The 24,286-nt window shown below is 61.3% G+C and carries 19 protein-coding genes; 7 read left to right on the forward strand and 12 right to left on the reverse strand.

Annotation, left to right across the window (positions count from 1 at the left end; all coding sequences use genetic code 11):
- Positions 1-157: 157 nt before the first annotated feature.
- Complete coding sequence (lplT, locus tag RAS12_RS15585; protein ID WP_306935625.1) at positions 158-1,471, forward strand: lysophospholipid transporter LplT; 1,314 nt, start codon at positions 158-160, stop codon at positions 1,469-1,471.
- Positions 1,472-1,523: 52 nt separating this feature from the next.
- On the opposite strand, the gene RAS12_RS15590 is transcribed toward lplT, so the two are convergent.
- Both RAS12_RS15590 and tsaB read right to left on the reverse strand, forming a co-directional pair.
- Positions 1,524-2,492 carry a uracil-DNA glycosylase gene (locus RAS12_RS15590; protein WP_306935626.1) on the reverse strand — a complete coding sequence of 323 codons (969 nt, stop codon included), beginning with the start codon at positions 2,490-2,492 and terminating at the stop codon, positions 1,524-1,526.
- Positions 2,489-3,796 (reverse strand): tRNA (adenosine(37)-N6)-threonylcarbamoyltransferase complex dimerization subunit type 1 TsaB, encoded by a 1,308-nt coding sequence (gene tsaB / locus RAS12_RS15595; RefSeq protein ID WP_306935628.1) that lies wholly within the window; start codon positions 3,794-3,796, stop codon positions 2,489-2,491. The genes RAS12_RS15590 and tsaB overlap by 4 nt, the downstream gene beginning before the upstream one ends.
- A 131-nt stretch (positions 3,797-3,927) precedes the next feature.
- Between tsaB and risA the strand changes: the two genes are divergently transcribed.
- The 4 genes from risA (at position 3,928) to RAS12_RS15615 (ending at position 7,293) form a co-directional block, all read left to right on the forward strand.
- Positions 3,928-4,662: a response regulator transcription factor RisA gene (gene risA, locus RAS12_RS15600; RefSeq protein WP_003813882.1), complete on the forward strand. Its 735-nt coding sequence runs from the start codon at positions 3,928-3,930 to the stop codon at positions 4,660-4,662.
- Between the two features lie 34 nt (positions 4,663-4,696).
- Positions 4,697-6,091 carry a sensor histidine kinase RisS gene (gene risS / locus RAS12_RS15605; RefSeq protein ID WP_306936849.1) on the forward strand — a complete coding sequence of 465 codons (1,395 nt, stop codon included), beginning with the start codon at positions 4,697-4,699 and terminating at the stop codon, positions 6,089-6,091.
- Positions 6,092-6,151: 60 nt separating this feature from the next.
- Positions 6,152-6,700 carry a peroxiredoxin gene (locus tag RAS12_RS15610; RefSeq protein ID WP_006217982.1) on the forward strand — a complete coding sequence of 183 codons (549 nt, stop codon included), beginning with the start codon at positions 6,152-6,154 and terminating at the stop codon, positions 6,698-6,700.
- Between the two features lie 74 nt (positions 6,701-6,774).
- On the forward strand, positions 6,775-7,293 hold the full coding sequence (locus tag RAS12_RS15615; RefSeq protein WP_100857370.1) for a carboxymuconolactone decarboxylase family protein: 519 nt from the start codon (positions 6,775-6,777) through the stop codon (positions 7,291-7,293).
- Between the two features lie 107 nt (positions 7,294-7,400).
- Here the strand turns inward: RAS12_RS15615 and RAS12_RS15620 are convergent, their stop codons facing one another.
- From RAS12_RS15620 to ispD, 3 genes are all read right to left on the reverse strand, one after another.
- A complete protein-coding gene (locus tag RAS12_RS15620) occupies positions 7,401-9,500 on the reverse strand; it encodes a DUF4344 domain-containing metallopeptidase (RefSeq protein ID WP_306936854.1) in 2,100 nt (699 codons plus the stop codon).
- Between the two features lie 199 nt (positions 9,501-9,699).
- Positions 9,700-10,191 carry a 2-C-methyl-D-erythritol 2,4-cyclodiphosphate synthase gene (gene ispF, locus RAS12_RS15625; protein WP_306936856.1) on the reverse strand — a complete coding sequence of 164 codons (492 nt, stop codon included), beginning with the start codon at positions 10,189-10,191 and terminating at the stop codon, positions 9,700-9,702.
- Positions 10,188-10,871 (reverse strand): 2-C-methyl-D-erythritol 4-phosphate cytidylyltransferase, encoded by a 684-nt coding sequence (ispD, locus tag RAS12_RS15630; protein ID WP_306936858.1) that lies wholly within the window; start codon positions 10,869-10,871, stop codon positions 10,188-10,190. The genes ispF and ispD overlap by 4 nt, the downstream gene beginning before the upstream one ends.
- A 29-nt stretch (positions 10,872-10,900) precedes the next feature.
- On the opposite strand from ispD, the gene mfd reads away from it, so the two are divergent.
- On the forward strand, positions 10,901-14,383 hold the full coding sequence (gene mfd / locus RAS12_RS15635) for a transcription-repair coupling factor (protein ID WP_306936860.1): 3,483 nt from the start codon (positions 10,901-10,903) through the stop codon (positions 14,381-14,383).
- 25 nt (positions 14,384-14,408) lie between these two features.
- Positions 14,409-15,266 carry a phosphoserine phosphatase SerB gene (gene serB / locus RAS12_RS15640; protein ID WP_306936862.1) on the forward strand — a complete coding sequence of 286 codons (858 nt, stop codon included), beginning with the start codon at positions 14,409-14,411 and terminating at the stop codon, positions 15,264-15,266.
- Positions 15,267-15,312: 46 nt separating this feature from the next.
- Here serB and RAS12_RS15645 read toward each other — a convergent pair whose 3' ends face one another.
- From RAS12_RS15645 to RAS12_RS15675, 7 genes are all read right to left on the reverse strand, one after another.
- Positions 15,313-17,574 (reverse strand): TonB-dependent receptor, encoded by a 2,262-nt coding sequence (locus RAS12_RS15645; protein WP_306936865.1) that lies wholly within the window; start codon positions 17,572-17,574, stop codon positions 15,313-15,315.
- A gap of 347 nt (positions 17,575-17,921) precedes the next feature.
- Positions 17,922-18,251, reverse strand: a complete 330-nt coding sequence (locus RAS12_RS15650) for a DUF2818 family protein (RefSeq protein WP_306936867.1) — start codon at positions 18,249-18,251, stop codon at positions 17,922-17,924.
- A 16-nt stretch (positions 18,252-18,267) separates the two neighbouring features.
- Positions 18,268-19,752, reverse strand: a complete 1,485-nt coding sequence (nuoN, locus tag RAS12_RS15655; RefSeq protein ID WP_306936870.1) for an NADH-quinone oxidoreductase subunit NuoN — start codon at positions 19,750-19,752, stop codon at positions 18,268-18,270.
- Positions 19,753-19,761: 9 nt separating this feature from the next.
- Positions 19,762-21,264 carry an NADH-quinone oxidoreductase subunit M gene (locus tag RAS12_RS15660; protein WP_306936871.1) on the reverse strand — a complete coding sequence of 501 codons (1,503 nt, stop codon included), beginning with the start codon at positions 21,262-21,264 and terminating at the stop codon, positions 19,762-19,764.
- Positions 21,261-23,297, reverse strand: coding sequence for an NADH-quinone oxidoreductase subunit L (gene nuoL / locus RAS12_RS15665; protein WP_306936872.1), 2,037 nt, complete (start codon positions 23,295-23,297; stop codon positions 21,261-21,263). Before nuoL ends, RAS12_RS15660 begins: the two co-directional genes overlap by 4 nt.
- Before the next feature lie 17 nt (positions 23,298-23,314).
- Complete coding sequence (gene nuoK, locus RAS12_RS15670; protein ID WP_006217969.1) at positions 23,315-23,623, reverse strand: NADH-quinone oxidoreductase subunit NuoK; 309 nt, start codon at positions 23,621-23,623, stop codon at positions 23,315-23,317.
- Complete coding sequence (locus RAS12_RS15675) at positions 23,620-24,276, reverse strand: NADH-quinone oxidoreductase subunit J (RefSeq protein WP_306936901.1); 657 nt, start codon at positions 24,274-24,276, stop codon at positions 23,620-23,622. Before RAS12_RS15675 ends, nuoK begins: the two co-directional genes overlap by 4 nt.
- Positions 24,277-24,286 lie beyond the last annotated feature (10 nt).

The raw sequence follows: 24,286 nt of genomic DNA on the forward strand, positions 1-24,286 counted from the left end.
GCAGGCAGTCTGTCCCTAAACGTGAACATAGGTCAAGCCGCGGGCAAACGCTCAATGGCTGTCGCCGGAGCACCGGCTATACTCCCTGACACTTTTTGGCACGACACATAATTTTCACGCGGACCGGCCGGCCTCCGGCCAAAGAACGGGGACATTCTTGAAACGTGGTTTCTATCTGGTCATGGCCGCGCAGGCCTTCTCATCATTGGCGGACAATGCGCTCTTCATCGCTGCGATCGCCTTGATTCAGGAGTTGCACGGGCCTGATTGGCTGGCGCCCATGATGAAATGGTCCTTTGCTCTGGCCTATGTGGTGCTGGCTGCCTTCGTCGGCGCCCTGGCGGACTCCTTCCCCAAGGGCCGGGTAATGTTCTCCACCAACGCCTTGAAAGTGGCGGGCTGTCTGCTGATGTTCTCTTACGCCAGCATTGGCGTTGCTCCGGAATATCAAACCTATCTGGTGTGCGCGGCCTACGCTGTCGTCGGCATCGGCGCCGCCGCCTACTCGCCCGCCAAATACGGCATCGTCACCGAAATGCTGCCGCCCCACATGCTGGTCAAGGGCAATAGCTGGATCGAAGGACTGACGGTCTTCTCCATCATCCTGGGCACAGTGCTGGGCGGGCTGCTCATCTCTTCCACCGTATCGTCGGCCCTGCTGAACCACTCCTTCATTGGCAGCCTGGTGCACACCCCGGCCGAAGCGGCAATTCTCGTCATCGCCTTCGTGTATCTGCTGGCGGCGCTGTGCAATCTGCTGATTCCGCGCACCCACGTGCGCTATCCGCCGCAGCAAAAGAACCCCATCCGGCTCGTCACGACGTTCTGGGGTTATGTCTGCGTGCTCTGGAAAGACAAGCTGGGCCAGATCACATTGGCGGTCACCACGCTCTTCTGGGGCGCAGGCGCGACCTTGCAACTGATTGTGATCGAGTGGGGCCGCAGCCACCTGGGGTACCAGCTGGACAAAGCCTCGATGCTGATGGGCGTTGCTGCGTTGGGCACCGTGGTGGGGTCGATCCTGGCGGGGCGTATTCCGCTGCGGCGCGCGCTGTCCGTGCTGCCCATGGGCGCCGCGATGGGCTTGATCGTGCTGATGATGCCGCTGGTCTACCAGCCGTGGAGCGTCTATCTGCTGCTTTTGCTGACAGGCGCCTCGGCGGGATTCTTCGTCGTGCCCATGAACGCGCTGCTGCAACATCGCGGCCACGTGCTGCTGTCGGCGGGCCATTCCATCGCCGTGCAGAACTTCAACGAGCAGCTCAATATTCTGCTCATGGTGGCGATGTACACCCTGCTGCTGTGGCTGCAATTGCCCATCAACGTCATCATCGTGATTTTCGGCACGGTCGTGGCTGTTTTGATGCTGGTGTTCATCCGCTGGAGCAAGCGCAACCTGCGGGCCAATCCCGAACTGCTCGACCAGATTGGCCAGGAAGGCCACGGCCGCGCGCTGGACTCCTCGCACTGAATCAATTCAAGCGCTTGATTCCCAACGAAAAACCGGGCTATCGCCCGGTTTTTTATTGCTGCGCCGCCAGTTTCAGATCCTGCCAGGCGCGCGCCTTCTCGGATGGACTGCGCAGCAGATAGGCCGGGTGATAGCTCACGACCACCGGAATCTCTGTGCCCTCTTCCGTCTTCAAAGAATGGAGCCGGCCGCGCAGGTTGCCGATCGTGGCATCCGTGCCCAACAGCGTCTGCGCCGCAAAACGGCCCAACACCAAAATGCGCTCGGGCTTGAGCAGCGCGATCTGCCGCATCAGGTACGGGCTGCACGCGGCGATTTCCTCGGGCTTGGGGTTGCGATTGCCCGGGGGACGGCACTTGATCACGTTCGTGATGAACACGTCTTTCTCGCGGCTCATGCCCACCGCCGCCAGCATGGAATCCAGCAACTGCCCTGAACGCCCCACAAACGGATGACCCTGGCGGTCCTCTTGCTCGCCTGGGGCCTCGCCCACGACCAGCCAGCGGGTAGGCGTCGCGCCCTGCCCGAAAACCGCGTGGCGGCGGCCCTGGCACAGTCCGCAGGCCGTGCACGCCACCACCTGTTCGCGCAATTCGTCCAGATTGGCGTTCTTGACCGCTTCGGCCACAGGAATACGCGGCGCGGAAGCCGTATCGTCCGCGACCACCTTAGGTTCGGGACGCGGCGGCGGACCGGTGCGCGTCAAGATTGAGGCGGGTATTGCCTGCCGCCCCGAGGCAGGGGCTGCCGGAGCCTCGGACCTGGATTCTGCCCGGACCTCGGCCACGGCGGCCGTTGCCACGGGCGGCGGTGAGGCTTCTGCGACCGGTGCCGCTTGAACCGATGTAGCAACCGGCAAAACTGTTTTGGAAACAACGGCTTGCGCATCCACGGCAACACGAGCGGCAACGGGCGCAGGCCGCAGCCACAGCCGCTCCATGCCTAGCTCCCGCAGCCAGATGCGCTGCAGGGGATTGACGCGCGGCGCGGCGGGCGCCGGAGCTGTTGAGGGCAGACTCATGCACCCTCCCCTGCTACCGCATCGGAGCCGGCCGCTTCAAACCGCTTCTGCATGACCAGCGCATCTTCCCGGCCGCCCTTCTCTGCCGGGTAATACCCCCGGCGCACGCCAATCTGCAAATATCCATGCCGCTTGTAGAAGCTGACCGCGGACGTGTTGGACGGGCGCACTTCCAGCAGCACGCCTTCCAGGCCGCGTTGACGCGCCTGTTGTTCGCACCAGTCGAGCAGCACGCCGCCCAGCCCTTGGCGATGCAGGCTCTTGGCAACGGCGATCACCAGCAGATGCGCCACGTCAGGCGCAAACATCACAACGCAGAACCCGGCCAGCTTGCCTTCGCGCCGCAAGACCCAAGCGCCATAACCCGAGGTCATCGCATCGGTGAAATTGCCGCGCGTCCAGGGAAACGCCTGCACGTGCGCTTCCAGCGCCACAACATCATCCAGATCAGCTTCGGTCAGCGGCTGCGGAACGGCAGGCGCCAGCGACGGCTGCGCCTTGGGATTGCCACCTTCGCCACGCATACGCTCGGCGGTCGTGAAGGCCACTTTGTCGCGCACGTAAAGGGGAGCAGCCTGCTCAGGCGGCAGCGCTTCACCGCGCAACCAGCCTTGACGCGCCAGGAGCGCCACACTGGCGGCTTCGGGGCGCTGCGCATTGGGAGACCGGCGCCACTGGGCGGGGTGCTCCATATCGGAGCCGTAGGCATCCCAGGCGTCGCCTGCCAGCACCACCCCTAGCGGTTGACCGGCTTCTGCCGACCACAAGGGCAGATGATGCGCGGTCCAGGGCACCACTTCGGCCGCCGCAATCAGCAACGGCGCCTGCAAGATTTCCCAAACGGATTCACCGTCCGCCATGCCTGCCCGGCGATAAACCGCCAGATAGACTTCATTCATTCGCGCATCCAGCGCCACCACAATGGCGTCAGACGGCCCCACAGTTTCGGGTGCGTCCTGCGTGCCGCTCATACTTGCGGCCACGTGGGCAGCAACGGCAAGATGCGAGACAATGGGTAGTACCGGAATTCCCAACCCCAGGCCCATGCCCTGGGCGACACCGCAGGCCACACGCAGGCCCGTGAAGCCGCCCGGGCCCTGGCCAAACGCCACGGCATGCAGCGCGGCGGGGGTCAACCCAGAAGCAGCCAGCAGCTCATTGGCCATTGGCAACAGCCGTTCCGCATGCTCTTGAGACCCCTCGTGCTCCCGGGTGCTGACCTCCAGACGGCCATCAACCGACCGCAAAAGGGCCACGCCGCAACGGGACGAAGAAGTTTCCAAAGCCAGCAGGTTTAGTTCCATAGATGCAGATTGTACGAAATACTGCGGTTCCGCCCCCGGTTGTAAGGGGGATTTCAACCATCGTTCGCAATGTGTAATATCTTGTGAACGCCCACTAGCCGCTGGTTCTCGTCACTGTTACATTTCCGGCCATGAATACGCAAAACACCACCCCCACCCGAAAAATCCTCGTCGTCGACGATGATCCGCGCTTGCGCGATTTGCTGCGTCGGTATTTATCCGAACAGGGATTCAACGTTTTCGTTGCAGAAGACGCCAAAGAGATGGGCAAACTCTGGCAACGCGAGCATTTTGACCTGCTCGTGCTGGATCTGATGCTGCCCGGAGAAGATGGCCTGTCCATTTGCCGCCGGCTGCGCGGTGGGCACGACAACACTCCCATCATCATGCTGACGGCCAAAGCGGAAGAAATTGACCGCATCGTCGGCCTGGAAATGGGCGCGGACGATTACCTGTCCAAACCGTTCAACCCCCGGGAACTGCTGGCACGGATCAACGCGATCCTGCGCCGTCGCGGTACCGAGGAACATCCTGGCGCTCCCAGCCAGGAAAACGAATCCATCGCCTTCGGCCCCTATGTGCTGAACTTGTCCACCCGCACGCTCACGCGCAACGGCGAACAGGTCCCCATCACGACGGGTGAATTCTCGGTGCTCAAGGTATTTGCGCGCCATCCGAAGATCCCTCTGTCGCGCGACAAGCTCATGGAGCTGGCCCGCGGCCGCGAATACGAAGCCTTCGATCGCAGCCTCGACGTCCAGATCTCGCGCCTGCGCAAACTGATCGAACCCAATCCGTCCAAGCCCGTGTTCATCCAGACCGTTTGGGGTCTTGGATACGTGTTTGTGCCGGACGGTGGTAGCTGATCGGCTCGCCCGCCCCGGGCAGGAGCGCAGCCTCGTGCCGCGCTTGCGCAGAACATTCAGGAACCTGACATCACGATTGCGGCTCGGCTTGTTCGGCCGCACGTTCCTGTTGCTCGCCGCGCTGATGCTCGTCAGCCTGGGTGCGTGGCTACAAGTATTTTTCAGCATGGAGCTGGGACCGCGCGCCAATCAAATGGCGCAGCGGGTGATTACGGCCGTCAATATCACGCGCACGGCCCTGATCTACTCGCATAACGGTGAACGCAGCAAGCTCCTGCTGGACCTGGCCACCAACGAAGGCATCCAGGTCTACCCGCGCGAAGTCACCGACTTCGCCGAAGCCCTCCCCGACGACGACTACTGGCAACGCGTTGCCCAGCATATCCGCACGCGCTTTGGCCCGGAAACGCAGATTGCCTGGGGCGTGAACCAGGTGCCCGGCTTCTGGGTCAGCTTTCAGATTGAAAAAGATCTGTACTGGCTGGTGTTCGAGCGAGAGCAGATCGGACTGACTGGCGGGATCGAGTGGCTGGGATGGGGCGCCACGGCGTTGCTGCTTTCCCTTGTCGGGGCGGCGGTCAGCGTGGGCTTTGTGAACCGGCCCTTATCGCGGCTTGCGCGCGCGGCTCAGGTGCTGTCTCGGGGTGAAACGCCCGCGCCTCTGCCTGAACAGGGGCCGCTTGAAATCCGCGACCTGAACGCCTCTTTCAACCGCATGGCCAAAGATCTCAGACAGGCCGAAGCCGATCGCGAGCTGATGCTGGCCGGGATTTCGCACGATTTACGTACGCCGCTTGCCCGCATGCGGCTGGAAATCGAACTGAGCGGCGTGTCGGAAGATGCCCGTCAGGCCATCGATGAAGACTTGGGCCAAATCGACCACAGTATCGGCCAGTTGATGGAGTACGCCCGCCCAGCAGGCACCCTGCCCCAATTGGCAACCGATATCTCGGCGGTACTGGCCGAGCTCTACGAACGCGAACGCAGCCACACCTCATCACTGGGCGGCGAGCTGGAAGCGACGCTGGAACAAGGATTGCGCGCCCGGATCACGGCGCTGGACTTGAAGCGCGTCGTCAGCAACCTGATCGAGAACGCCCGCCGTTATGGCCGTTCCAGCGATGGCATGGCCCATTTGGTCATGACACTGCAAGCTGAAGGCGGCATGATCGTGATCGAAGTCTCGGACCGTGGCCCAGGCATAGCGCCTGAAGACGTGGACCGCCTGCTGCGGCCCTTCTCGCGTGGCGAGGCAGCCCGTACTGGCGTCAGCGGCGCGGGCTTGGGATTGGCCATCGTCGAACGCCTGCTCAAACACGTTGGCGGAGCGCTGCGGATGCTGCCCCGAGAAGGCGGCGGATTGACCGCACGCATAGAGTTGCCCAAAGCCAGATTTAGGAATTATCAATTAGACAACGATAATCCATAGCGTAGAATTTATGGTTTGAGGCACTGCCTTATCTCCACCCAACAACTACTGGGAGTAAACATGAAAACTGTTGGCGACAAACTCGAGCCCTTCAAGGTCACCGGCGTAAAGCCCGGCTTCAACCAGCACGAAGAAAATGGCGTGTCGGCGTTTGAAGACATCACCGAAAGCTCGTTCCCCGGCAAGTGGAAGGTGATCTACTTCTACCCGAAAGACTTCACGTTTGTGTGCCCGACCGAAATCGTCGGCTTCAACAAGCTGGCCAAGGATTTCGAAGACCGCGACGCCGTCCTGCTGGGCGGCTCGACCGACAACGAATTCGTCAAGCTGGCATGGCGCCGTGAGCATCCGGACCTGAACAAGCTGGGCCACTACCAATTCGGCGACACCACCGGTGCCCTGATCGACCAACTGGGCGTCCGCGAAAAGGGTGCTGGCGTTGCTCTGCGCGCCACCTTCATCGTTGACCCGGACAACACGATCCAGCACGTTTCGGTGAACAACCTGAACGTCGGCCGTAACCCGGAAGAAGTTCTGCGTCTGCTCGACGGTCTGCAAACCGACGAACTGTGCCCGTGCAACCGTACGGTTGGCGGCGCTACGCTGTAATTTCCAGCCCGGCCAGGGGCCTGTTCGCAGGCCCCGCGCTGGGCTTTAATTGCTCTAGATTATAGGTAAAAACTATGGAATTTCTTACGACCATTAAGGAACAGCTCCCGGATTGGGCCAAGGACATCCGCCTGAATCTGGACGCCGTGATTGCCCGCTCGACCCTGGCTCCTGAAGATGCCGTGGGCGCCGCCCTGTCCGCCGCCTATGCCGCGCGCAGCCCGGTGCTGGTCGAAGCCTTCAAGAGCGGTCTGTCCGAAGGTGACGCCAATGCCGCGCTGACCGCTTCCGCGCTGATGGGCATGAACAACACCTGGTACCCCTACGTCGAAATGACCGGCGACGCCAATCTGAAGAGCCTGCCCGCCCAGTTGCGCATGAATGCCTACGCCACCCATGGCGGCGTGGAAAAGAAGCGCTTTGAGCTGTTCGCGCTGGTGGCCTCCATCATCGGCAAATGCCATTTCTGCGTGGCTTCGCACTACGAAAACCTGAAGAACGACGGCGTGTCGACCGAACAGTTGCGCGACGCCGGCCGTATCGCTGCTGTCGTCAACGCCGCCGCGCTGGCGTTGGCTGCCCAGGGCAAGTAAGCACGCCTGACAGCCGATAAAAAACCCCCGCCTGCACACGCAGGCGGGGGTTTTGCATTGAACGCGAGCCGGACAGCAAAGCAAGCGCCGCCCGATCGTTGCAGGACTTATTCCTTGGCCGATTTGACCGGAGCGGTCGGCAGGCCGTTTGCGACCCATGCTTCGATACCACCGCGATACCAATAGGTCGACCAGCCCAGACTGCCTGCGCGCAAAGCGGCGTTGTAGGACGAACGATCATTCATGCCGCCCCCCATGAACACAATGGGCACCTTTCGGTCGCCGCCAGTTTTCTTCTGAAGCCACGAATCCAGCGCAGTTTGCAACTGATCTGCAACGCTGCCATCGGAGCCTGCATCGCTCAACGGATACGCGATCGGCAAGGTCTCATTCAGTCCGCTGGTATCGATGATCAGAATGCTCTTGTCATTCGTAATCAGCCTGACCAATTCCGGCGTCGTGATCAGCTTTGACCGGGTGTGCGAGATAGGCGTCGGCCCTTTATACGGCGCCGAAAACAGCATGCTCGTGGGCGGCACGCCAAAGTCTTTCAACTCGTCAAAGGCGCCGGCCGGCTGGGACGGCATGCCTTGCCCGGGCGAAGCCGTTTGCTGGCGGGGCTGCGTGGCGGGCGCGCCCCCCTTGGAGACAACCTCCCCGTTCACCGTGCCCATTTCGATGTCGGAAATCATCACCGCGATATTTTCGATCAGCTCATAACACATGGTGATCGAGCCTTCACGCGGGCTGTACCAGGCGTTGAGCTGCCCGCAGTCCTTGAACACCACCTTCAACGGTCGGGGCAGGACATAGGTTTTCTCAAGCAGCTTGATGCTGCCGGTGATGGCTTCAGACAGATTGACGGCAAAAAGATTACCGATCTTGCGCTTGGACGGTTCAAACACCACATTGATCGGCGCGCCGGGCGCAGTAGCCGATTGTTGGCCATCTGGCGTCCAGGTGCCGACACGGGTGTGGGGTGCCAAGATCCGGCGCCATGCCCGGTTCTGTTTTTGAAATTCGTCCGAGCAGCGCGCCTTGGTCCGGTCTTCAAAACCCACATGCTGGGCCACCGATTCAAACACGCTAGGGTTGCCGCCATACATGATGCACAGCATGTTGCGGAAACGCTTGAGATCGCCCGTGTGCTCGTCCTGCCAGGCAGACGTTGCCGACGCGCCCTTCTTTTCAGCCACCTTGCCGCTGTAATACCACTGCAAGGCCGCGTAGGTCGCGGCGTCGCGCACCATCGTGTTCAGGTTCTTGTCGTCCGAGGGATACATCGTCGGCTCAACAATCTGCAACGCCGAATAGATGTCGACCGCGTCTTCCTCGGCGCCGGTCGAAGGCAACTCCAATTCCCCGATCAGCGCGTGGCCGAACTCATGCAGGAAAATGCTGCGCATGATCCCGACATACACGCCCACAATGCGCAGGGTGTCGCCGCCAAATCTGGGGTACGGGCCGGACCCAGCCAACCCGGTATTGTCGCCGCCTGATGCCGGAGCCGAGGTTTGCGGTTGATTTTGCGGTGACGTTTGCGGTTGAGTCTTTGGCTGCGGGCTGGTCCCGCCCGCGCCACCGCGGGCCGGCAAACCGCTGCCCTGCTGTTGGGGCGCAGTCTGATTCGCGCCTGGCTTTAATGCCAGGATGTCGAACTCAGCAACGCCAAAGACGCCTTCGTCATACGCCATGATGCCGATTTCGGAACCCAGCGCAGGCTCGTCCTCGACGTCGCCGATTCTCTGATCATTCACCAGAAACCGCGCAGCGCCGGGCACTTCAATTATTTTGATCCGATCAGAGCCATCCAGCTTTGCGACATTAGCCACGGTCGCGATATCGCGCCGGTTCTGCCCTTGAAGACAGAAGAGCTTCGTGTCCTTAGCTGCGGTGATTTCAATCAGGCACAGGCCTTTGCGTGCGGTGTTGTTTAACGCAACGCCGATGGACGCCTTGGGGCTCTTAGAACTGACGACCACATTGACTGTGGTAATCCGGCCCGTTTCTGGAGCTTGGCCAGCGTTGATGTAGAACGTCTGCTCGCCTCCGGGCACTTCGCTGTTGCGCAATGTGAACCAGCCGTCTTGCACGGCGGCCGTCCATCCCTGCAACAGTTGCTGTTTGACGGTGCCCGCCAGCGGCCCAAGCAGTTTTTCATACTGAGCATGGGCCGGCGAACCAAACGCACCAAGGGCAATAAGCAAGGCGACACTGCGTAATCGCATCCGAATATCTCTGTCTAGTCAGATTTAAGTTGCGCAGAATATGCCAGATCAATTCCACCTGCTTATTTATTTGTTAAATATGTATTCCAAAGTAAAAGCGGTGGAGTCTGCACGCGGCAACGCGCCCACTTTTCCGCTGCTGTATTAACCGCGCGCAGCCCGGATTTTTAATATGAAATCAAGAGCCTGTGCGGGCCAGCAGGGCCACGACGGTAGCCGCGATGCCTTCTTTTCGGCCCAGGTATCCCAGGCCTTCGTTGGTTTTGGCTTTGATGTTGACCTCGGTCTCGGCCAGTCCGGTATCGGCGGCAATGTTCTTCACCATGGCGGGCGCATGCGGGCCAATCTTGGGGGCTTGCGCATGCAGCGTGGCGTCGATATTGACCGGCGTCCAGCCCGCCTGGCGCACTCGCGCCATGGCTTCACGCAGCAGCACGCGGCTGTCTGCGCCCTTGAACGCAGGATCGGTATCTGGAAAGTGCCGGCCGATATCGCCCAAGCCGGCAGCGCCCAGCAACGCGTCGGTGATGGCGTGCAGCAACACATCGGCATCGGAATGCCCCAGCAGCCCGTGGGTGTGGGGAATCGTGACGCCGCCGATGATCAGCGGCCGGCCTTCGACCAGGGCGTGTACGTCAAAGCCCTGGCCAACGCGAAAAGGAATGCTCATAGCCATTTTTCCATCAGTTCGAAATCATCCGGCCACGTCACCTTGAAGTTGCGCAAGGCGCCGGGAACCAGCAATGGCGCATAACCGGCTGCCTCGATGGCCGAAGCCTCGTCAGTGACCGTCACGCCATTCACGGAGGCCGCCGTCAGCGCATCGCGCAGCACGCCGGCCCGAAACATTTGCGGCGTTTGCGCCAGCCACAGCCCATTGCGATCCAGCGTGCGCTCGACCCGATCATGGCCGCCCTTGACCGTATCGGCCACGGGCAAGGCCAACAGGCCGCCCACGGGATCATTCAGGCAGGCGTCTATCAGGCGCGCCAGCGCCGCGGCGGGCAGACCTGGGCGCGCCGCATCATGCACAAGCACCCATGTGTCGTCCGCCACGCCACTATCGGCCAGCGCCCCGGCTACGGTGTCCGCGCGGGTAGCGCCGCCGCAAGCTCGCCAGACCGTGCGCGGCAAACCGGCCAAGGCCGAATCGACCCAGCCGTCGCCCGGCGTCACGGCTACGCGCACCTGCGACACCCGGACATCAGCCAATAAAGCCATGACAGCATGGCGGAGCATGGGCTGTCCGGCTAGTGGACGATATTGTTTAGGCACGGGCTCTGCCCCGGGCTGACTGGCACGGGCGCCGACGCCCGCGGCAGGAACGATCGCTATGATTGAGTCATTCATGGTGCGGTGATTTTATAATCTTCCGCTTGATGCCTGCTTCCACCCTGATGCCCGCCCCCCTATCCTCCACCATCGCTGCGCCGCCCGTCCCCGCGACCGCCCCTACCTTGTCCGCGCTGAAACCCGGCGCGCGCTATGCGCAACCCCGGCCTCCGGGCTCGGGTGATGCCTGGTTGCTGGCCGATCTGGCCCGGCAGGCGGCGGCTCCTCTCGTCATCCTGACGGCCGAGCCGCTGGAAGCCCAGCGCCTGGCCGAAGAAATCCAGCTGTTCGCGCCGGATCTCCGGGTCAGTCAGTTGCCCGACTGGGAAACGCTGCCCTACGACGCGTTCTCGCCGCACCAGGACTTGATTTCTCAGCGTCTGCATACCCTGCACTCGCTGATGATGAAGACGGTAGACGTGCTGACCGTGCCGATCACGACCGCGCTGTACCGGCTGGCGCCGCCCTCTTTCCTGGCCGCCTACACGTTTTCGTTCAAGCAGAAAGACAAGCTGAACGAAGCGGCGCTGCGCGCCCAACTGACGCTGGCCAACTACAACCACGTGACTCAGGTCACTGCGCCCGGCGAGTTCTGCCTGCGCGGCGGGCTGATCGATCTGTTCCCCATGGGCTCGGTGGTGCCCTACCGGCTGGATCTGTTCGACGACGAGATCGAAACCATCCGCAGTTTCGACGTGGACACGCAACGCAGCCTGTACCCGGTGCGCGAGGTGCAACTGCTGCCCGGCCGCGAATTCCCCATGGACGAGGAATCTCGCAACCGCTTCCGGGCGCGCTTTCGAGAAGTTTTCGAAGGTGATCCCTCACGCGCCCTGCCCTATAAAGACATCGGCAACGGCATTCCGTTTGCCGGCGTTGAATACTACTTGCCGCTCTTCTTTGAAGAGACGGCCACACTGTTCGACTATCTGACGGCGGGCACGCTCACCGTCACCGTCGGGGATATCGACGACGCGATTCAGCGTTTCAATCAAGACACCTCCAGCCGCTATAGCTTTTTAAAGAGCGACCGCGAACGTCCCGTACTGCCGCCGTCCGCCCTGTTCCTGGACAGTGAAACGCTCTACACCCGGCTAAAGGATTTCCGCCGCCTATCGCTTGCCGCCGGAGACCCGCACCCGGATTTCCGTCCAGCTCCCGACGTCAGCGTTGCCCGCCGCACCGACGATCCGATCGCCAAGCTGCGTACCCTGGTGCAAGCTGGCGGCACTCGCGTGCTGCTGTGCGCGGACTCTGCCGGCCGGCGCGAGACGCTCGTGCAAATGCTGAACGAGTTCGGCGTCACGCCGGATGCCCAACCCGAGAGCATCGAGGCTTTCCTCAGCTCGGACGCCCACTTCGGTATCGTCGCCGCACCGCTGTCTACCGGCTTTCTGTTGCCCCAGGCCAATCTGGCCTTCCTGACCGAAAACGACCTGTATCCCGGACTGGCCACGACCGGCCGGCGTGGCAAACGCTCGCAAGAACGCGCCAGCAATGTCGAAGCCATGGTGCGCGATCTGTCCGAACTGCGCGCCGGCGACCCTGTCGTACATGCGCAGCACGGTATCGGCCGCTATCACGGCCTGGTCAACATGGACATGGGCGAAGGCGAGATGGAATTTCTCCATCTTCAATACGCCAACGGCAGCACCTTGTATGTACCGGTTTCGCAGTTGCACGTGATCGCCCGCTACAGCGGCGCCGATCCGGAAGCCGCACCGCTGCATCAGCTCGGTTCCGGCCAATGGGACAAGGCCCGCCGCAAGGCGGCCAAACAAGTGCGCGACACTGCCGCCGAATTGCTGGCCCTGTACGCGCAGCGCGCGGCACGCGAAGGTTTCGCCTTCAACCTGCCGTTAAATGACTACGAGGCGTTCGCCGAAGGCTTCGGATTCGAGGAAACGCCAGACCAGGCCGCCGCCATCGAGGCGGTCATAGGCGACATGACATCCGGCCGCCCCATGGATCGCCTGGTGTGCGGCGACGTCGGCTTCGGTAAGACCGAAGTGGCGCTGCGCGCGGCCTTTCTTGCGGTGGCCAATGGCAAGCAGGTTGCGTTGCTGTGCCCCACGACGCTGCTGGCCGAACAACACGCCCAGACCTTCTCTGACCGCTTCGCCGACTGGCCCGTGCGCGTCGTTGAACTGTCGCGCTTCCGATCGCCCAAGGAGGTCGCCGCCGCGATTGAAGGTATCAACGACGGCCGCGTGGACATCGTGATCGGCACCCACAAGATCCTGTCCAAAGATGTGAAATTCAAACGTCTGGGACTGGTCATCATCGATGAGGAACATCGTTTCGGCGTGCGCCAGAAGGAAGCCCTGAAGGCGCTACGCGCAGAAGTTGACGTCCTGACGCTGACCGCCACGCCCATTCCCCGCACGCTGGGCATGTCGCTGGAAGGCATCCGCGACTTCTCCGTCATCGCCACCGCGCCGCAAAAGCGGCTGGCAATCAAGACCTTCGTTCGACGCGAAGATGGCAGCACGCTGCGCGAAGCCCTGCTGCGCGAACTCAAGCGCGGCGGCCAGTGCTACTTCCTGCACAACGAAGTCGAAACCATCCATAACCGCCGCGCCCGTCTGGAAGAGCTGGTGCCCGAGGCCCGTATCGCGGTCGCCCACGGCCAGATGCCCGAGCGCGAGCTGGAACAGGTGATGAAGGGCTTCTACCAGCAGCGCTACAACGTGCTGTTGTGCACGACCATTATCGAAACGGGCATCGACGTGCCCAGCGCCAACACCATCGTTATCCACCGTGCCGACCGCTTTGGGCTGGCCCAGTTGCACCAGTTGCGCGGCCGCGTCGGGCGTTCGCACCATCAGGCTTACGCCTACCTGCTGACGCCGGGCGAAGACGCCATCACCAATAACGCCAAAAAGCGGCTGGAAGCAATTCAGGCGATGGAAGAGCTGGGCTCAGGCTTCTATCTGGCCATGCATGATCTGGAAATCCGCGGCACCGGCGAGGTGCTGGGAGATTCACAGTCGGGCAACATCCAGGAAGTGGGCTTCTCGATGTACAACGAGATGCTGAACGAAGCGGTGCGCGCGCTGCGGGCGGGCGAAGAACCCGATCTGGACGCTCCCTTCAATCTGGCGTGCGAAGTCAACCTGCATTCGCCTGCGCTACTGCCCTCGGATTACTGCGCCGACGTGCATGCCCGCCTGGGCGTCTACAAACGCCTGGCCCATGCCGCCGATGAAGATGACCTGATCCATATCCAGGAAGAATTGATCGACCGCTTTGGCAAGCTGCCCGACGCCGCGCAGACCTTGCTGACCACTCATCGCCTGCGCCTGGCCGCGCAGCCCCTGGGCATTGTCAAGATCGATGCCAGTGAAACCCAGGCGCTGCTGCAATTCGGTCCCAAGACGTCGGTGGACCCGGCCAAGATCATCGAGCTTGTGCAGCGCCAACGCCACATCAAACTGGCCGGACAGGATAAATTGCGGGTTGAGATCAAAGCAGCGCAGATTCCCGCCCGCGCCGATGCCGTGCGCGCCGTGTTGCGTGCCCTGAAGTAAATCCCAATACCAGCCTCTATCCGTTATGACTACCCATCACCTTGTCGTCCAATCTCCCGGCCTTACCGTCGAACATGCCGAGCAACTCGCCGCCTTGGCCCAGGCTCAAGGGGTTGCGCGCATCAGCAACACGGCGGCCCGCCTGCTGGACGTGCAACATGACGCGCTGACCCAAGCTGAAGTCGTGGCCTGGGCTGATCGCAAGGGCGTGGATGTGGCCTTTGTGCCGGCAGGTCTAAAGCTGTCGAACTGCAAAGTGCTGGCCATGGATATGGACTCCACGCTGATCAACATCGAGTGCATCGACGAGATCGCAGGCGTCGTAGGCGTGAAGGACAAGGTGTCTGAAATCACCGAGGCCGCCATGCGCGGCGAGATCAAAGACTTCGCTGAAAGCCTGCGCCGCCGTGTCGCCCTGCTTAAAGGCGTGCCTGCCGAAGCCCTGGAACAGGTTTATGTGGAAAAGCTGCGTCTGAACCCGGGCGCTGAAAGGCTGATCACCACGGCCCAGGCAGCTGGAATCAAGGTGTTGCTGGTGTCTGGCGGATTCACCTTCTTCACGGACCGCCTGCGCGAACGCCTGAAACTCGACAGCGCCCATGCGAATACGCTGGAGATCGACAATGGTCTGCTGACCGGCCAAGTTGTGGGCGACATCCTGGACGCCGACGCCAAGGCGGTCTACCTGCGTGAGTTCGCCCGCACTCACGGCGCGACCAAAGAGCAGATCATCGCGATGGGCGACGGCGCCAATGACCTGAAAATGCTGGGCGCGGCGGGCTTCCCCGTGGCCTATCACGCCAAACCATTGGTGCGCGAGCAAACGCGTTTCGCCTTGAACGTCACCGGTTTGGACGGTGTGCTGAACTGGTTCGAAAGCTGAAAAAAAAGCCACCTGGCAAGGTGGCTTTTCCGTCTTCCGTGAAGAATCAGTACCGCATCTTCAAGGACAGCAATGCTGCGCGGCCGGAGCCCAGCGCCGCATAGTGCGCGGCATAAGCCTTGGTGTAGTACGTTTCATCAAACAGGTTCAGCACGTTCAACTGCGCCGAAAAGTGTTCGTTGAACTCGTACGCTGCCATGGCATCGAAGCGCCAGTACGAAGGGACCCAGCGAGCCTTGGGCGTGCCGTCGGCGTTGCTCGACGCATCCGCGTTGCCGTACTGCTTGTCCACGTAATAAGCTCCCCCGCCCACGGTCAGCTTGGGCAGCACCTTATAGGTGGTCCACAGGCTGAACGCGTTGCGAGGCGTATTGGGCAAGTCCTGACCCACGGCGCCACTGTTGTAGGCGCCCTTCGTCACTTCGCTGTGCATGAAGGTGTAGCCGCCGAACACGTTCCACTTGGGCGTGATATTGCCCGAGAAACCCAGCTCAATACCGCGCACCTTGGCTTCACCCACTTGGGCAACTTCCGTCGCCGACACCGCCACGCTCGTGTTCTTGCGAATATCCTGGAACAGCGCGCCCGACAAGGTCAGCCGATCGTCAAAGACCTGCCACTTGGTGCCCAACTCCACCGTGCGGCTCTTTTCCGGCTCAAGCGAAGCGCTGGTGAGCGAAGCGGCGTCGCTGATCGCGCCCGCAGCCACGGCCGACGGCGTGGACGACGTGCCATACGTGGCGTAGATCGTACCGTTAGGCATCGGCTTGTAGGCCAGGCCCAATTGGTAGTTGAACAGGTTGTCTTCGCGGCTGGTGCTATAGAAAGCTGGCGTCGAGGCCGGATCGTTGCGGCCCTTGGCGATGTTGCTGCCGCTGGTGCGATAGTTGTCCCAACGAGCGCCCAGGCTGGCTTGCCACTGCTCGTTGAACTTGATCGTGTCAAAGCCGTAGAACGCCACCGTGTCCGTGTTGTAGCGCGCCGGGTTGTCGGCACGGCTCAGGTGGCCCGTGTAATCGGTGCCCGGATCGGGGTTCCACAACGACGCGCACAGGGCCGGATTGGACAGGTCGGTGGCGCTGACCTTGCACGCCATCGGACCCTTGGCGATGGTCTGGTTGTAGGTGTCCTTGTCCTGCTTGATGTTGCTGTACTCAAAGCCCAGATCGAACGAATGCTTCAGGCTGCCCGTATCGAATTCACCGGTCAGGTCAGTCTGATTGGCGAAACTCTTGGTGACGTAGTAGCCCGACTTCAACGCGCGATAGACCAGCCCGTTGGGCACGTTGCCCTTGCTGTCATCGGGGTTAGTTGCTGCGAAATCATTAGTGCCGCGGCCATAACGAACCACGTTGCGCAGTTGCAGCTTGTCTGAAAAGTCGTGCTGGAAGTCCACGGTCGCCACATCGTCGCGCGTGCTCATGAAGTCCCGGCCCTTCAGACCGTAGAAAGTCTTGCGGCTGACGCCCATCGTTTCCGTTACCGGCTGCCCCGTCTTCGGGTCATACGGAATGGAGTAGTCGGGCATGCTGTCGTCTTGATAGTGGTAGTAGCTCAACGTAATGCGCGTCGGCGTACCAACCCCCAGCATCAGCGAAGGGGCCACGCCCCAGCGCTCGAAGTTCACGGCATCGTCGCGGCCGGGCACGTCGCCCTTGTTGCCCATGACGTTCAGGCGGAAGGCCGCCTTGTCGGCCAAGCGCCAATTGCTGTCGATCGTTGCGCGGTAATTGTTGTCCGTGCCGATCTGGGCGGTCGCTTCAGTGAAGTCCGTCGCCTTGGGCGCTTTGCTGACCATATTGATGCTGCCGCCCGCGCCGCCGCGGCCGGAATAGACCGAGTCCGGTCCCTTTATGATTTCCACCTGCTCCAGATTGAACGTGTCGCGCACCTGGGTGCTCGAATCACGGATGCCATCCAAGAACAGGCTACCCGCTGCGTTCTGCCCGCGAATGATCGGCAGATCACCGCCCGGGCGCCCGCCCTCACCCGCGCCAAACGTGATGCCCGGGGAGTTGCGCAGCACATCCTGCAACGTAGAGGCCGCTTGATCCTGAATCACCTGCTTGGGCACGACCTGCACCGTGCGAGGCGTATCGAGCAAGGGCGCGGTCATCTTCGGCGACGGCACCGTCGAGGTCTGGTAGGAAGAGCCTTCCCCCTCAACTCGCACTGGCGATAGTTGCGTCACGCCCGAGTCCGCCGATTGGGCAGCAGCGTACGGGCTGATGAAAAGTGCGGGAGCCGCGATTGCTGCGGCCAGGGAGGTCGTGAGCGTACTCAGCGAATACGAATCTTGAGGCTTCAAACCAGCTTCTCCAGAATATAAATAGCAACGATTCTTATTTTTTTACAGGTTGCGATTGTGATCCTGGATGCTGAAAGAAACCTGAAAGAATGAACTCCACTCATGTAAAAGATCAAAAAACAACAATCATCGTGACATGTTCGCCATAAATAGAGGTTTATAACGACATTTAACGGTGCCGCATCAATGGACCTCGAGCGCACCATTGCTGAATGAACGCTGAATAGGGGACCGAATTCATACACGCGCTAGAACGGTCGTCATGGCGTCGGCTAGCAAGCTCAACACTTTTCACGTACCAGCAAAAAAAACGCCCCTGACGGGGCGTTTATGGCTTTGGCGGGTCTTCAGACGCGCAAGCGAGGGTGCCGTTTGAACAAATACCGGTACACGAAACCCGGATAGGCCAGCACCAGAAACAAGCTCAGGGTGATCGCGTAGAACTCCCAAGTCTGGGAAAAGCGGTTGCCCAGCGTGGACTCAAAAGCGAATCCCAAGGCGCCCACGATCGCGTAGAACACCAACACTTCGATCAACCGCATCCAGAACGGTTTGACTGCTGCCGCCCCGCCCTGCTTCCAGGGCAAGACGGCAAACACGCGCTCCGTCAGGAACGGCAGGTTCGCGCTGACCAGGGCCAGCGCGATCAACAGCCATACCGCCAATGTCTGGTTCATGGCTGTTATCCGTCCCTTAGAGGCTCAGCGACGAGCGGATGGCCTGCACGCACAAGGCCATCAAGCCGCCCGGCAACAGACCCAGCACCAGCATCATCGCGCCGTTGATCGACAGCAGGCCGCGTTGGCCGGCGGTCGCGACGATCGGGGCCGCATTGGCTTCCGGCTCGTCGAAGTACACGACCTTGACGACACGCAGGTAGTAGAACGCGCCGATCAGCGAGAACAGCACTGCGATCACGGCCAGCGTCACGTGGCCCGCGCTGATCAGCGCTTGCAACACGGCCAGCTTGGCGTAGAAGCCCACCAGCGGCGGAATGCCGGCCAGCGAGAACATCAGCAGCAAGACGATGGCGGCATGCCACGGGCTGCGGCGGTTCAGGCCCTTCAGATCGTTGATCTGCTCGCACTCAAAACCTTGGCGCGACAGCAACAGCACGATGCCGAAGCTCGCCAGCGTGGTCAGCACATAGGTCAGCATGTAGAACAGCGACGCGCCGTAAGCGGCGGACGAGAGTTCCGGTTTGCCCGCGACCGAACCCGACATCAAGCCCAGCAGCACGAAGCCCATGTGCGAGATCGTCGAGTAAGCCAGCATGCGCTTGAAGTTGGTCTGCGCAATGGCGGTCAGGTTACCGATGGCCAGCGACAGAACCGCCAGGATCATCAGCATCGGCTGCCAATCGGCGGCCAGACCATGCAAGCCGTCCACCAGCAGGCGCAGCGTGATGGCGAAAGCCGCCAGCTTGGGCGCGCCGCCCAGGATCAACGTGACAGCGGTCGGCGAACCTTGGTAGACGTCAGGCACCCACATATGGAACGGAACGGCGCCCAGCTTGAACGCCAGACCCGAGACCAGGAACACGATGCCAAACACCAGCGCCATCTTCTCGGCCTTGCCAGCGGCAATAACCTTGGACACTTCGGCCAGGTCCAGGTGACCCGTCGCGCCGTAGACCATCGACATGCCGTACAGCAGGAAACCCGATGCCAGCGCGCCCAGTACGAAGTACTTCATGGCGGCTTCGGTGGCCACGACGTCGTCGCGGCGCAGAGCGATCAGCGCGTACAGCGCCAAGGACATCAGTTCCAGGCCCAGGTAGATGGAGATCAGGTTCCCGGAGGAAATCATGACCATCTGGCCCAGCAAGGCAAACAGCGTCAGAACATAGAGCTCGCCGCCCTTGAGCATGTCGCGGACCTGCGCATAGACGCGGCCGTAGACCAAGGTCGCGCCAACAGCGATGTAAGACGCGATCTTCAGCAGATGCGACAGCTCGTCGGTAACGTACAAGCCGTTGAAGGTCGAGCCGGCAACGCCATTCTTCCATTGCACGGCCGACACGACGGTCAGCACGCCCAAGGCAAGCATGGTCAGCAGAAACGTCGGCTTGCGCTCGGGGTGATTGCTGACCGCGTCGACGAGCAGGATAGCCAGGCCGAAAACCAGCAGAAGGATTTCCGGTGTCGCCAGGGCGAAATCGATTTGGGATTGCATCATTGTCTTGTCTTACAGTTTCGAGACGGCAACGTGTTGCAGCAGGGCCTCGACCGACACGTGCATAACGTCGGTAAAGGGCTTGGGATAGATCCCCATGTACAACACGGCGATCGCCATCACGCCAAGAATCACAAACTCGCGGCGGTTGATATCGGTCAGGCTGCGCACGTGGTCATTGGCGATGTCGCCCAGAACCACACGCTTGACCATCCACAGCGAATACGAAGCCCCCAGGATCAGGGCGGTTGCCGCCAGCAGGCCAATCCAGAAGTTGTGCTCGACCGCGCCCATGATCACCATGAATTCGCCGACGAAACCGCTGGTGGCCGGCAGGCCGCTGTTGGCCATCGAGAACAGGATGAAGAACGTGGCAAAACGCGGCATCACATTGACCACACCACCGTAGTCGGCGATGTTGCGCGAGTGCATGCGGTCATAGAGCACACCGATACACATGAACATGGCGCCCGACACGAAGCCGTGGGAGATCATCTGCACGATGGCGCCTTCGACGCCAGCCGTGTTGAAGATGAAGAAACCCAAGGTCACGAAACCCATGTGGGCCACGGACGAGTAGGCCACCAGCTTCTTCATGTCTTCCTGGATGATCGCGACCAGGCCGATGTAGATAACGGCAATCAGCGACAGCGTGATCATCAGGCCGGCCAGGCTATGCGAGGCATCCGGCGTGATCGGCAGCGAGAAGCGCAGGAAACCATAGGCGCCCAGCTTCAACATGATCGCAGCCAGCACGATGGAGCCGCCCGTGGGCGCTTCAACGTGAACGTCCGGCAACCACGTGTGTACCGGCCACATCGGCACCTTCACCGCAAAAGCCGCCAGCAGCGCCACGAAGATCAGGATCTGCTCGGTCTGGCCCAGCTTGACCTTGTGCCAGGTCAGGATGTCGAACGAACCACCCGATGCGTGCCACAGGTAGATGAAGGCGATCAGGGTCAGCAAAGAACCCATCAGCGTGTACAGGAAGAACTTGAATGCTGCGTAGATACGGTTATCGCCGCCCCAGGCGCCGATGATGATGTACATCGGAATCAGCGTGGCTTCGAAGAACACGTAGAACAGCATGCCGTCCAGCGCGGCGAACACGCCCACCATCAGACCCGACAGGATCAGGAAGGCGGCCATGTATTGCGCCACGCGGCTGGTGATGACTTCCCAACCCGCCAGCACCACGATGATGGTGATGAACGCGGTCAGGAGGACGAACCACAGCGAAATGCCGTCGATACCAAGGTGGTAGTTGACGTTAAAGGCTTCGATCCAGGATGTCTTTTCCACAAACTGCATGGCAGCCGTGGTGGAGTCAAAACCGGTGTAAAGCGGAATCGTGACGACGAAACCGGCCAAAGCGCCGGCCAGCGACAGGCCGCGCGTCAGACCGGGACGGTCGTCACGGCCCACCGCCAGCACCAGCAAGCCGAATACGATCGGAACAAAGATCGCAAGCGTAAGCCAGGGGAAAGTGTTGGATGCCATTTCGCTTGCCATCATTGGGGAATCAGCACAAAGAAAGTCACCAGCGCCATGATGCCGATGATCATCGCGAACGCGTAGTGATAGATGAAGCCGGACTGCAGGTGACGGCTAACCGCTGCCACCCAGCCCACCACGCGGGCGCTACCGTTGACGAGGAAGCCGTCAATGATGCCGCGGTCGCCGGTCTGCCACAGGCCACGGCCCAGGGCACGCAGGCCACGCGCGATGATCTGCTCGTTGACCCAGTCCACGTAGTACTTGTTCTCAAGCACCTTGTTCACGCCAGACAGGCTGGACTTGATCGCGGCCGGAACCTTGGGGTTGATCAGGTAGCAGTACCAGGCAATGACGCCGCCAGCCACAACCAGCCAGAACGGCAGAGTCTGGAAGGCATGCAGGCCGTAGGCGACCCAGCCGTGCCACTCTTCCTTCAACTCGTGCATCGCCGGATGCTGCGGCAGCACCGTGATAACGCCGTTGAAGAACTTGCCGAACAGCATCGGGTCCACCGCCCAGGCGCCAACCAGCACCGACGGGATCGCCAGCAGGATCAGCGGCAGAGTGACAACCCAAGGCGACTCATGCGGCTTGCCGCCGTGATGGCCGTGATCATCATGACCATGATCGTCATGGGCGTGATCGTCGTGGCCATGGCCGTGACCGTGGTCGCTGGTGTCGAAGCGTTCCTTGCCATGGAAGACCAGGAAGTAAACGCGGAACGAGTACAGCGACGTCACGAACACACCGATCAGCACGGCGTAGTAAGCAAAGCTAGCGCCCCAGACGGTGGCGTGGCCAGCCGCTTCAATGATGTTTTCTTTCGAGTAGAAACCCGAGAAGAACGGCGTGCCGACAAGAGCCAGCGTGCCCAGCAGGAAGGTGATCCAGGTGATGGGCATGTACTTGCGCAGGCCGCCCATGTTGCGGATGTCCTGATCGTGGTGCATGCCAATGATGACCGAACCCGCGCCCAGGAACAGCAGCGCCTTGAAGAACGCGTGGGTCATCAGGTGGAAAATTGCCACCGAGTAGGCCGACGAACCCAGTGCAACGGTCATGTAGCCCAGCTGCGACAGCGTGGAGTACGCAACCACGCGCTTGATGTCCGTCTGGATGATGCCCAGGATGCCCAGGAACAGTGCGCCGATCGCGCCGATCACGATGATGAACGACAGCGCCACGTCCGACAGCTCGAACAGCGGCGAGAAACGCGCAACCATGAAGATACCGGCCGTCACCATGGTGGCGGCGTGGATCAGTGCGGAGATCGGGGTCGGGCCTTCCATCGAGTCAGGCAGCCAGGCGTGCAGGGGAACCTGCGCCGACTTGCCCATCGCGCCGATGAACAGGCAGATACACGCCACGGTCAGCAACATCCAGTCCGAACCCGGCAGGGTCATCGCGGCCAGCTTGTCGGCTTGGGCGAAGACTTCACCGTAGTGCATCGTGCCGGCGTAGGCGAACAACAGGCCGATGCCCAGCACGAAGCCGAAGTCACCAACGCGGTTGATCAGGAATGCCTTCATGTTGGCGAAGATGGCCGTCGGGCGGGTGTACCAGAAGCCGATCAGCAGGTACGACACCAGGCCCACTGCTTCCCAGCCGAAGAACAGCTGCACCATGTTGTTCGACATCACCAGCATCAGCATGGAGAACGTGAACAGCGAGATGTACGAGAAGAAGCGTTGATAGCCGGGATCATCCGCCATGTAGCCGATGGTGTAGATGTGCACCATCAGCGACACGGAGGTCACCACGACCATCATCATGGCCGACAGCGGATCGATCAGGAAGCCGATTTCCAGCTTGGTCTGGCCGATCAGGCTCCAGGTGTAGACCGCGCCGTCAAAGCGCAAGCCGTTCAGCACGTCGCCCAACACCACCACCGAACCGATGGCAGAGATGAGCACGCCAAGAATGGTGATGACGTGGGACGCGCGGCGGCCGATGGGCCGGCCCAGGAAGCCGGTGCCAAAAAGGCCCGCAAGAATTGCTCCGGCCAGCGGTGCCAGCGCGATGAGCAAGTAGAGATTGGGTGAGCTAGACATTTTCTTCCAATACCCCGTCAGCCCTTCAGGCGATCGAGTTCGTCAACGTTGATCGTGTTCAGGTTGCGGAACAGCAGCACCAGGATGGCCAGGCCGATCGCCGCTTCAGCGGCGGCCACGGTCAGGATGAAGAACACGAACACCTGGCCGGCGGTGTCGCCGAACCAGCTGGAAAACGCCACGAAGTTCATGTTGACGGCCAGGAGCACGAGCTCGATGGACATCAAGAGAATGATCAGGTTGCGGCGGTTAAGGAAGATGCCGAAGATTCCGATGGCGAAAAGAATCGCCCCCAGAATCAGATAGTGGGCCAGCGTCAGCGTCATTCTTTTTCTCCTTGGGGCGCAGCGGCAACACCGTTCGCAGCATCGCGCTTGGCCTGGGCACGCTCGCTCTGAGCGGGCATGTCCACCATGCGGAAACGATCCTTGGCGCGAACGCGCACAGCGGCCACCGGGTCGTTGTACTTCACGTCGCGGCGGCGGCGCAGGGTCAGCGCAATCGCGGCGACCATACCCACCAGCAGCAGCGCAGCGCCGACTTCAATGGCGTAGACGTACTGGGTATACATGACTTCGCCCAGCGCGCGGGCGTTGTTGTAGTCGCCAGCGACCGGAGCTTGCGGACCCGAACCGTACCAGGTGGAACCCAGCACGAAGGACATTTCCAGCACCAGCACCAGACCGATCACCAGGCCCAAAGGCAGGTAGGTCTTCATGCCCTGGCGCATGGTGTCCATACGGATATCCAGCATCATCACGACGAAGAGGAAGAGCACCATCACGGCGCCCACGTATACCAGCACCAGCAGCAGCGCCAGGAACTCGGCGCCCAACAGCATCCACAACATCGCAGCGTTGGAGAACGCCAGGATCAGGTGCAGAACCGCGGTAACCGGGCTGCGCGCGGTGATCACGCGGAACGCCGCGATCACCAGCACGGTGGCCAGTATGTAGAAAAGGACAGTGGTAAAAGTCATGGATCAGACC

It is taken from the genome of Achromobacter seleniivolatilans (genome assembly GCF_030864005.1).
GTDB classification, from domain to species: domain Bacteria; phylum Pseudomonadota; class Gammaproteobacteria; order Burkholderiales; family Burkholderiaceae_B; genus Achromobacter; species Achromobacter seleniivolatilans.

Excerpts from the sequence above, each read along its gene's own strand:
- nuoL (WP_306936872.1), bottom strand. The coding sequence starts at position 23,297 with ATGTCTAGCTCACCCAATCTCTACTTGCTCATCGCGCTGGCACCGCTG.
- RAS12_RS15590 (WP_306935626.1), bottom strand. The coding sequence starts at position 2,492 with ATGAGTCTGCCCTCAACAGCTCCGGCGCCCGCCGCGCCGCGCGTCAAT.
- RAS12_RS15610 (WP_006217982.1), top strand. The coding sequence starts at position 6,152 with ATGAAAACTGTTGGCGACAAACTCGAGCCCTTCAAGGTCACCGGCGTA.
- ispF (WP_306936856.1), bottom strand. The coding sequence starts at position 10,191 with ATGAGCATTCCTTTTCGCGTTGGCCAGGGCTTTGACGTACACGCCCTG.
- risA (WP_003813882.1), top strand. The coding sequence starts at position 3,928 with ATGAATACGCAAAACACCACCCCCACCCGAAAAATCCTCGTCGTCGAC.
- tsaB (WP_306935628.1), bottom strand. The coding sequence starts at position 3,796 with ATGGAACTAAACCTGCTGGCTTTGGAAACTTCTTCGTCCCGTTGCGGC.
- mfd (WP_306936860.1), top strand. The coding sequence starts at position 10,901 with ATGCCTGCTTCCACCCTGATGCCCGCCCCCCTATCCTCCACCATCGCT.
- serB (WP_306936862.1), top strand. The coding sequence starts at position 14,409 with ATGACTACCCATCACCTTGTCGTCCAATCTCCCGGCCTTACCGTCGAA.
- RAS12_RS15650 (WP_306936867.1), bottom strand. The coding sequence starts at position 18,251 with ATGAACCAGACATTGGCGGTATGGCTGTTGATCGCGCTGGCCCTGGTC.
- RAS12_RS15675 (WP_306936901.1), bottom strand. The coding sequence starts at position 24,276 with ATGACTTTTACCACTGTCCTTTTCTACATACTGGCCACCGTGCTGGTG.
- ispD (WP_306936858.1), bottom strand. The coding sequence starts at position 10,871 with ATGAATGACTCAATCATAGCGATCGTTCCTGCCGCGGGCGTCGGCGCC.
- RAS12_RS15615 (WP_100857370.1), top strand. The coding sequence starts at position 6,775 with ATGGAATTTCTTACGACCATTAAGGAACAGCTCCCGGATTGGGCCAAG.
- nuoN (WP_306936870.1), bottom strand. The coding sequence starts at position 19,752 with ATGATGCAATCCCAAATCGATTTCGCCCTGGCGACACCGGAAATCCTT.
- nuoK (WP_006217969.1), bottom strand. The coding sequence starts at position 23,623 with ATGACGCTGACGCTGGCCCACTATCTGATTCTGGGGGCGATTCTTTTC.
- RAS12_RS15660 (WP_306936871.1), bottom strand. The coding sequence starts at position 21,264 with ATGATGGCAAGCGAAATGGCATCCAACACTTTCCCCTGGCTTACGCTT.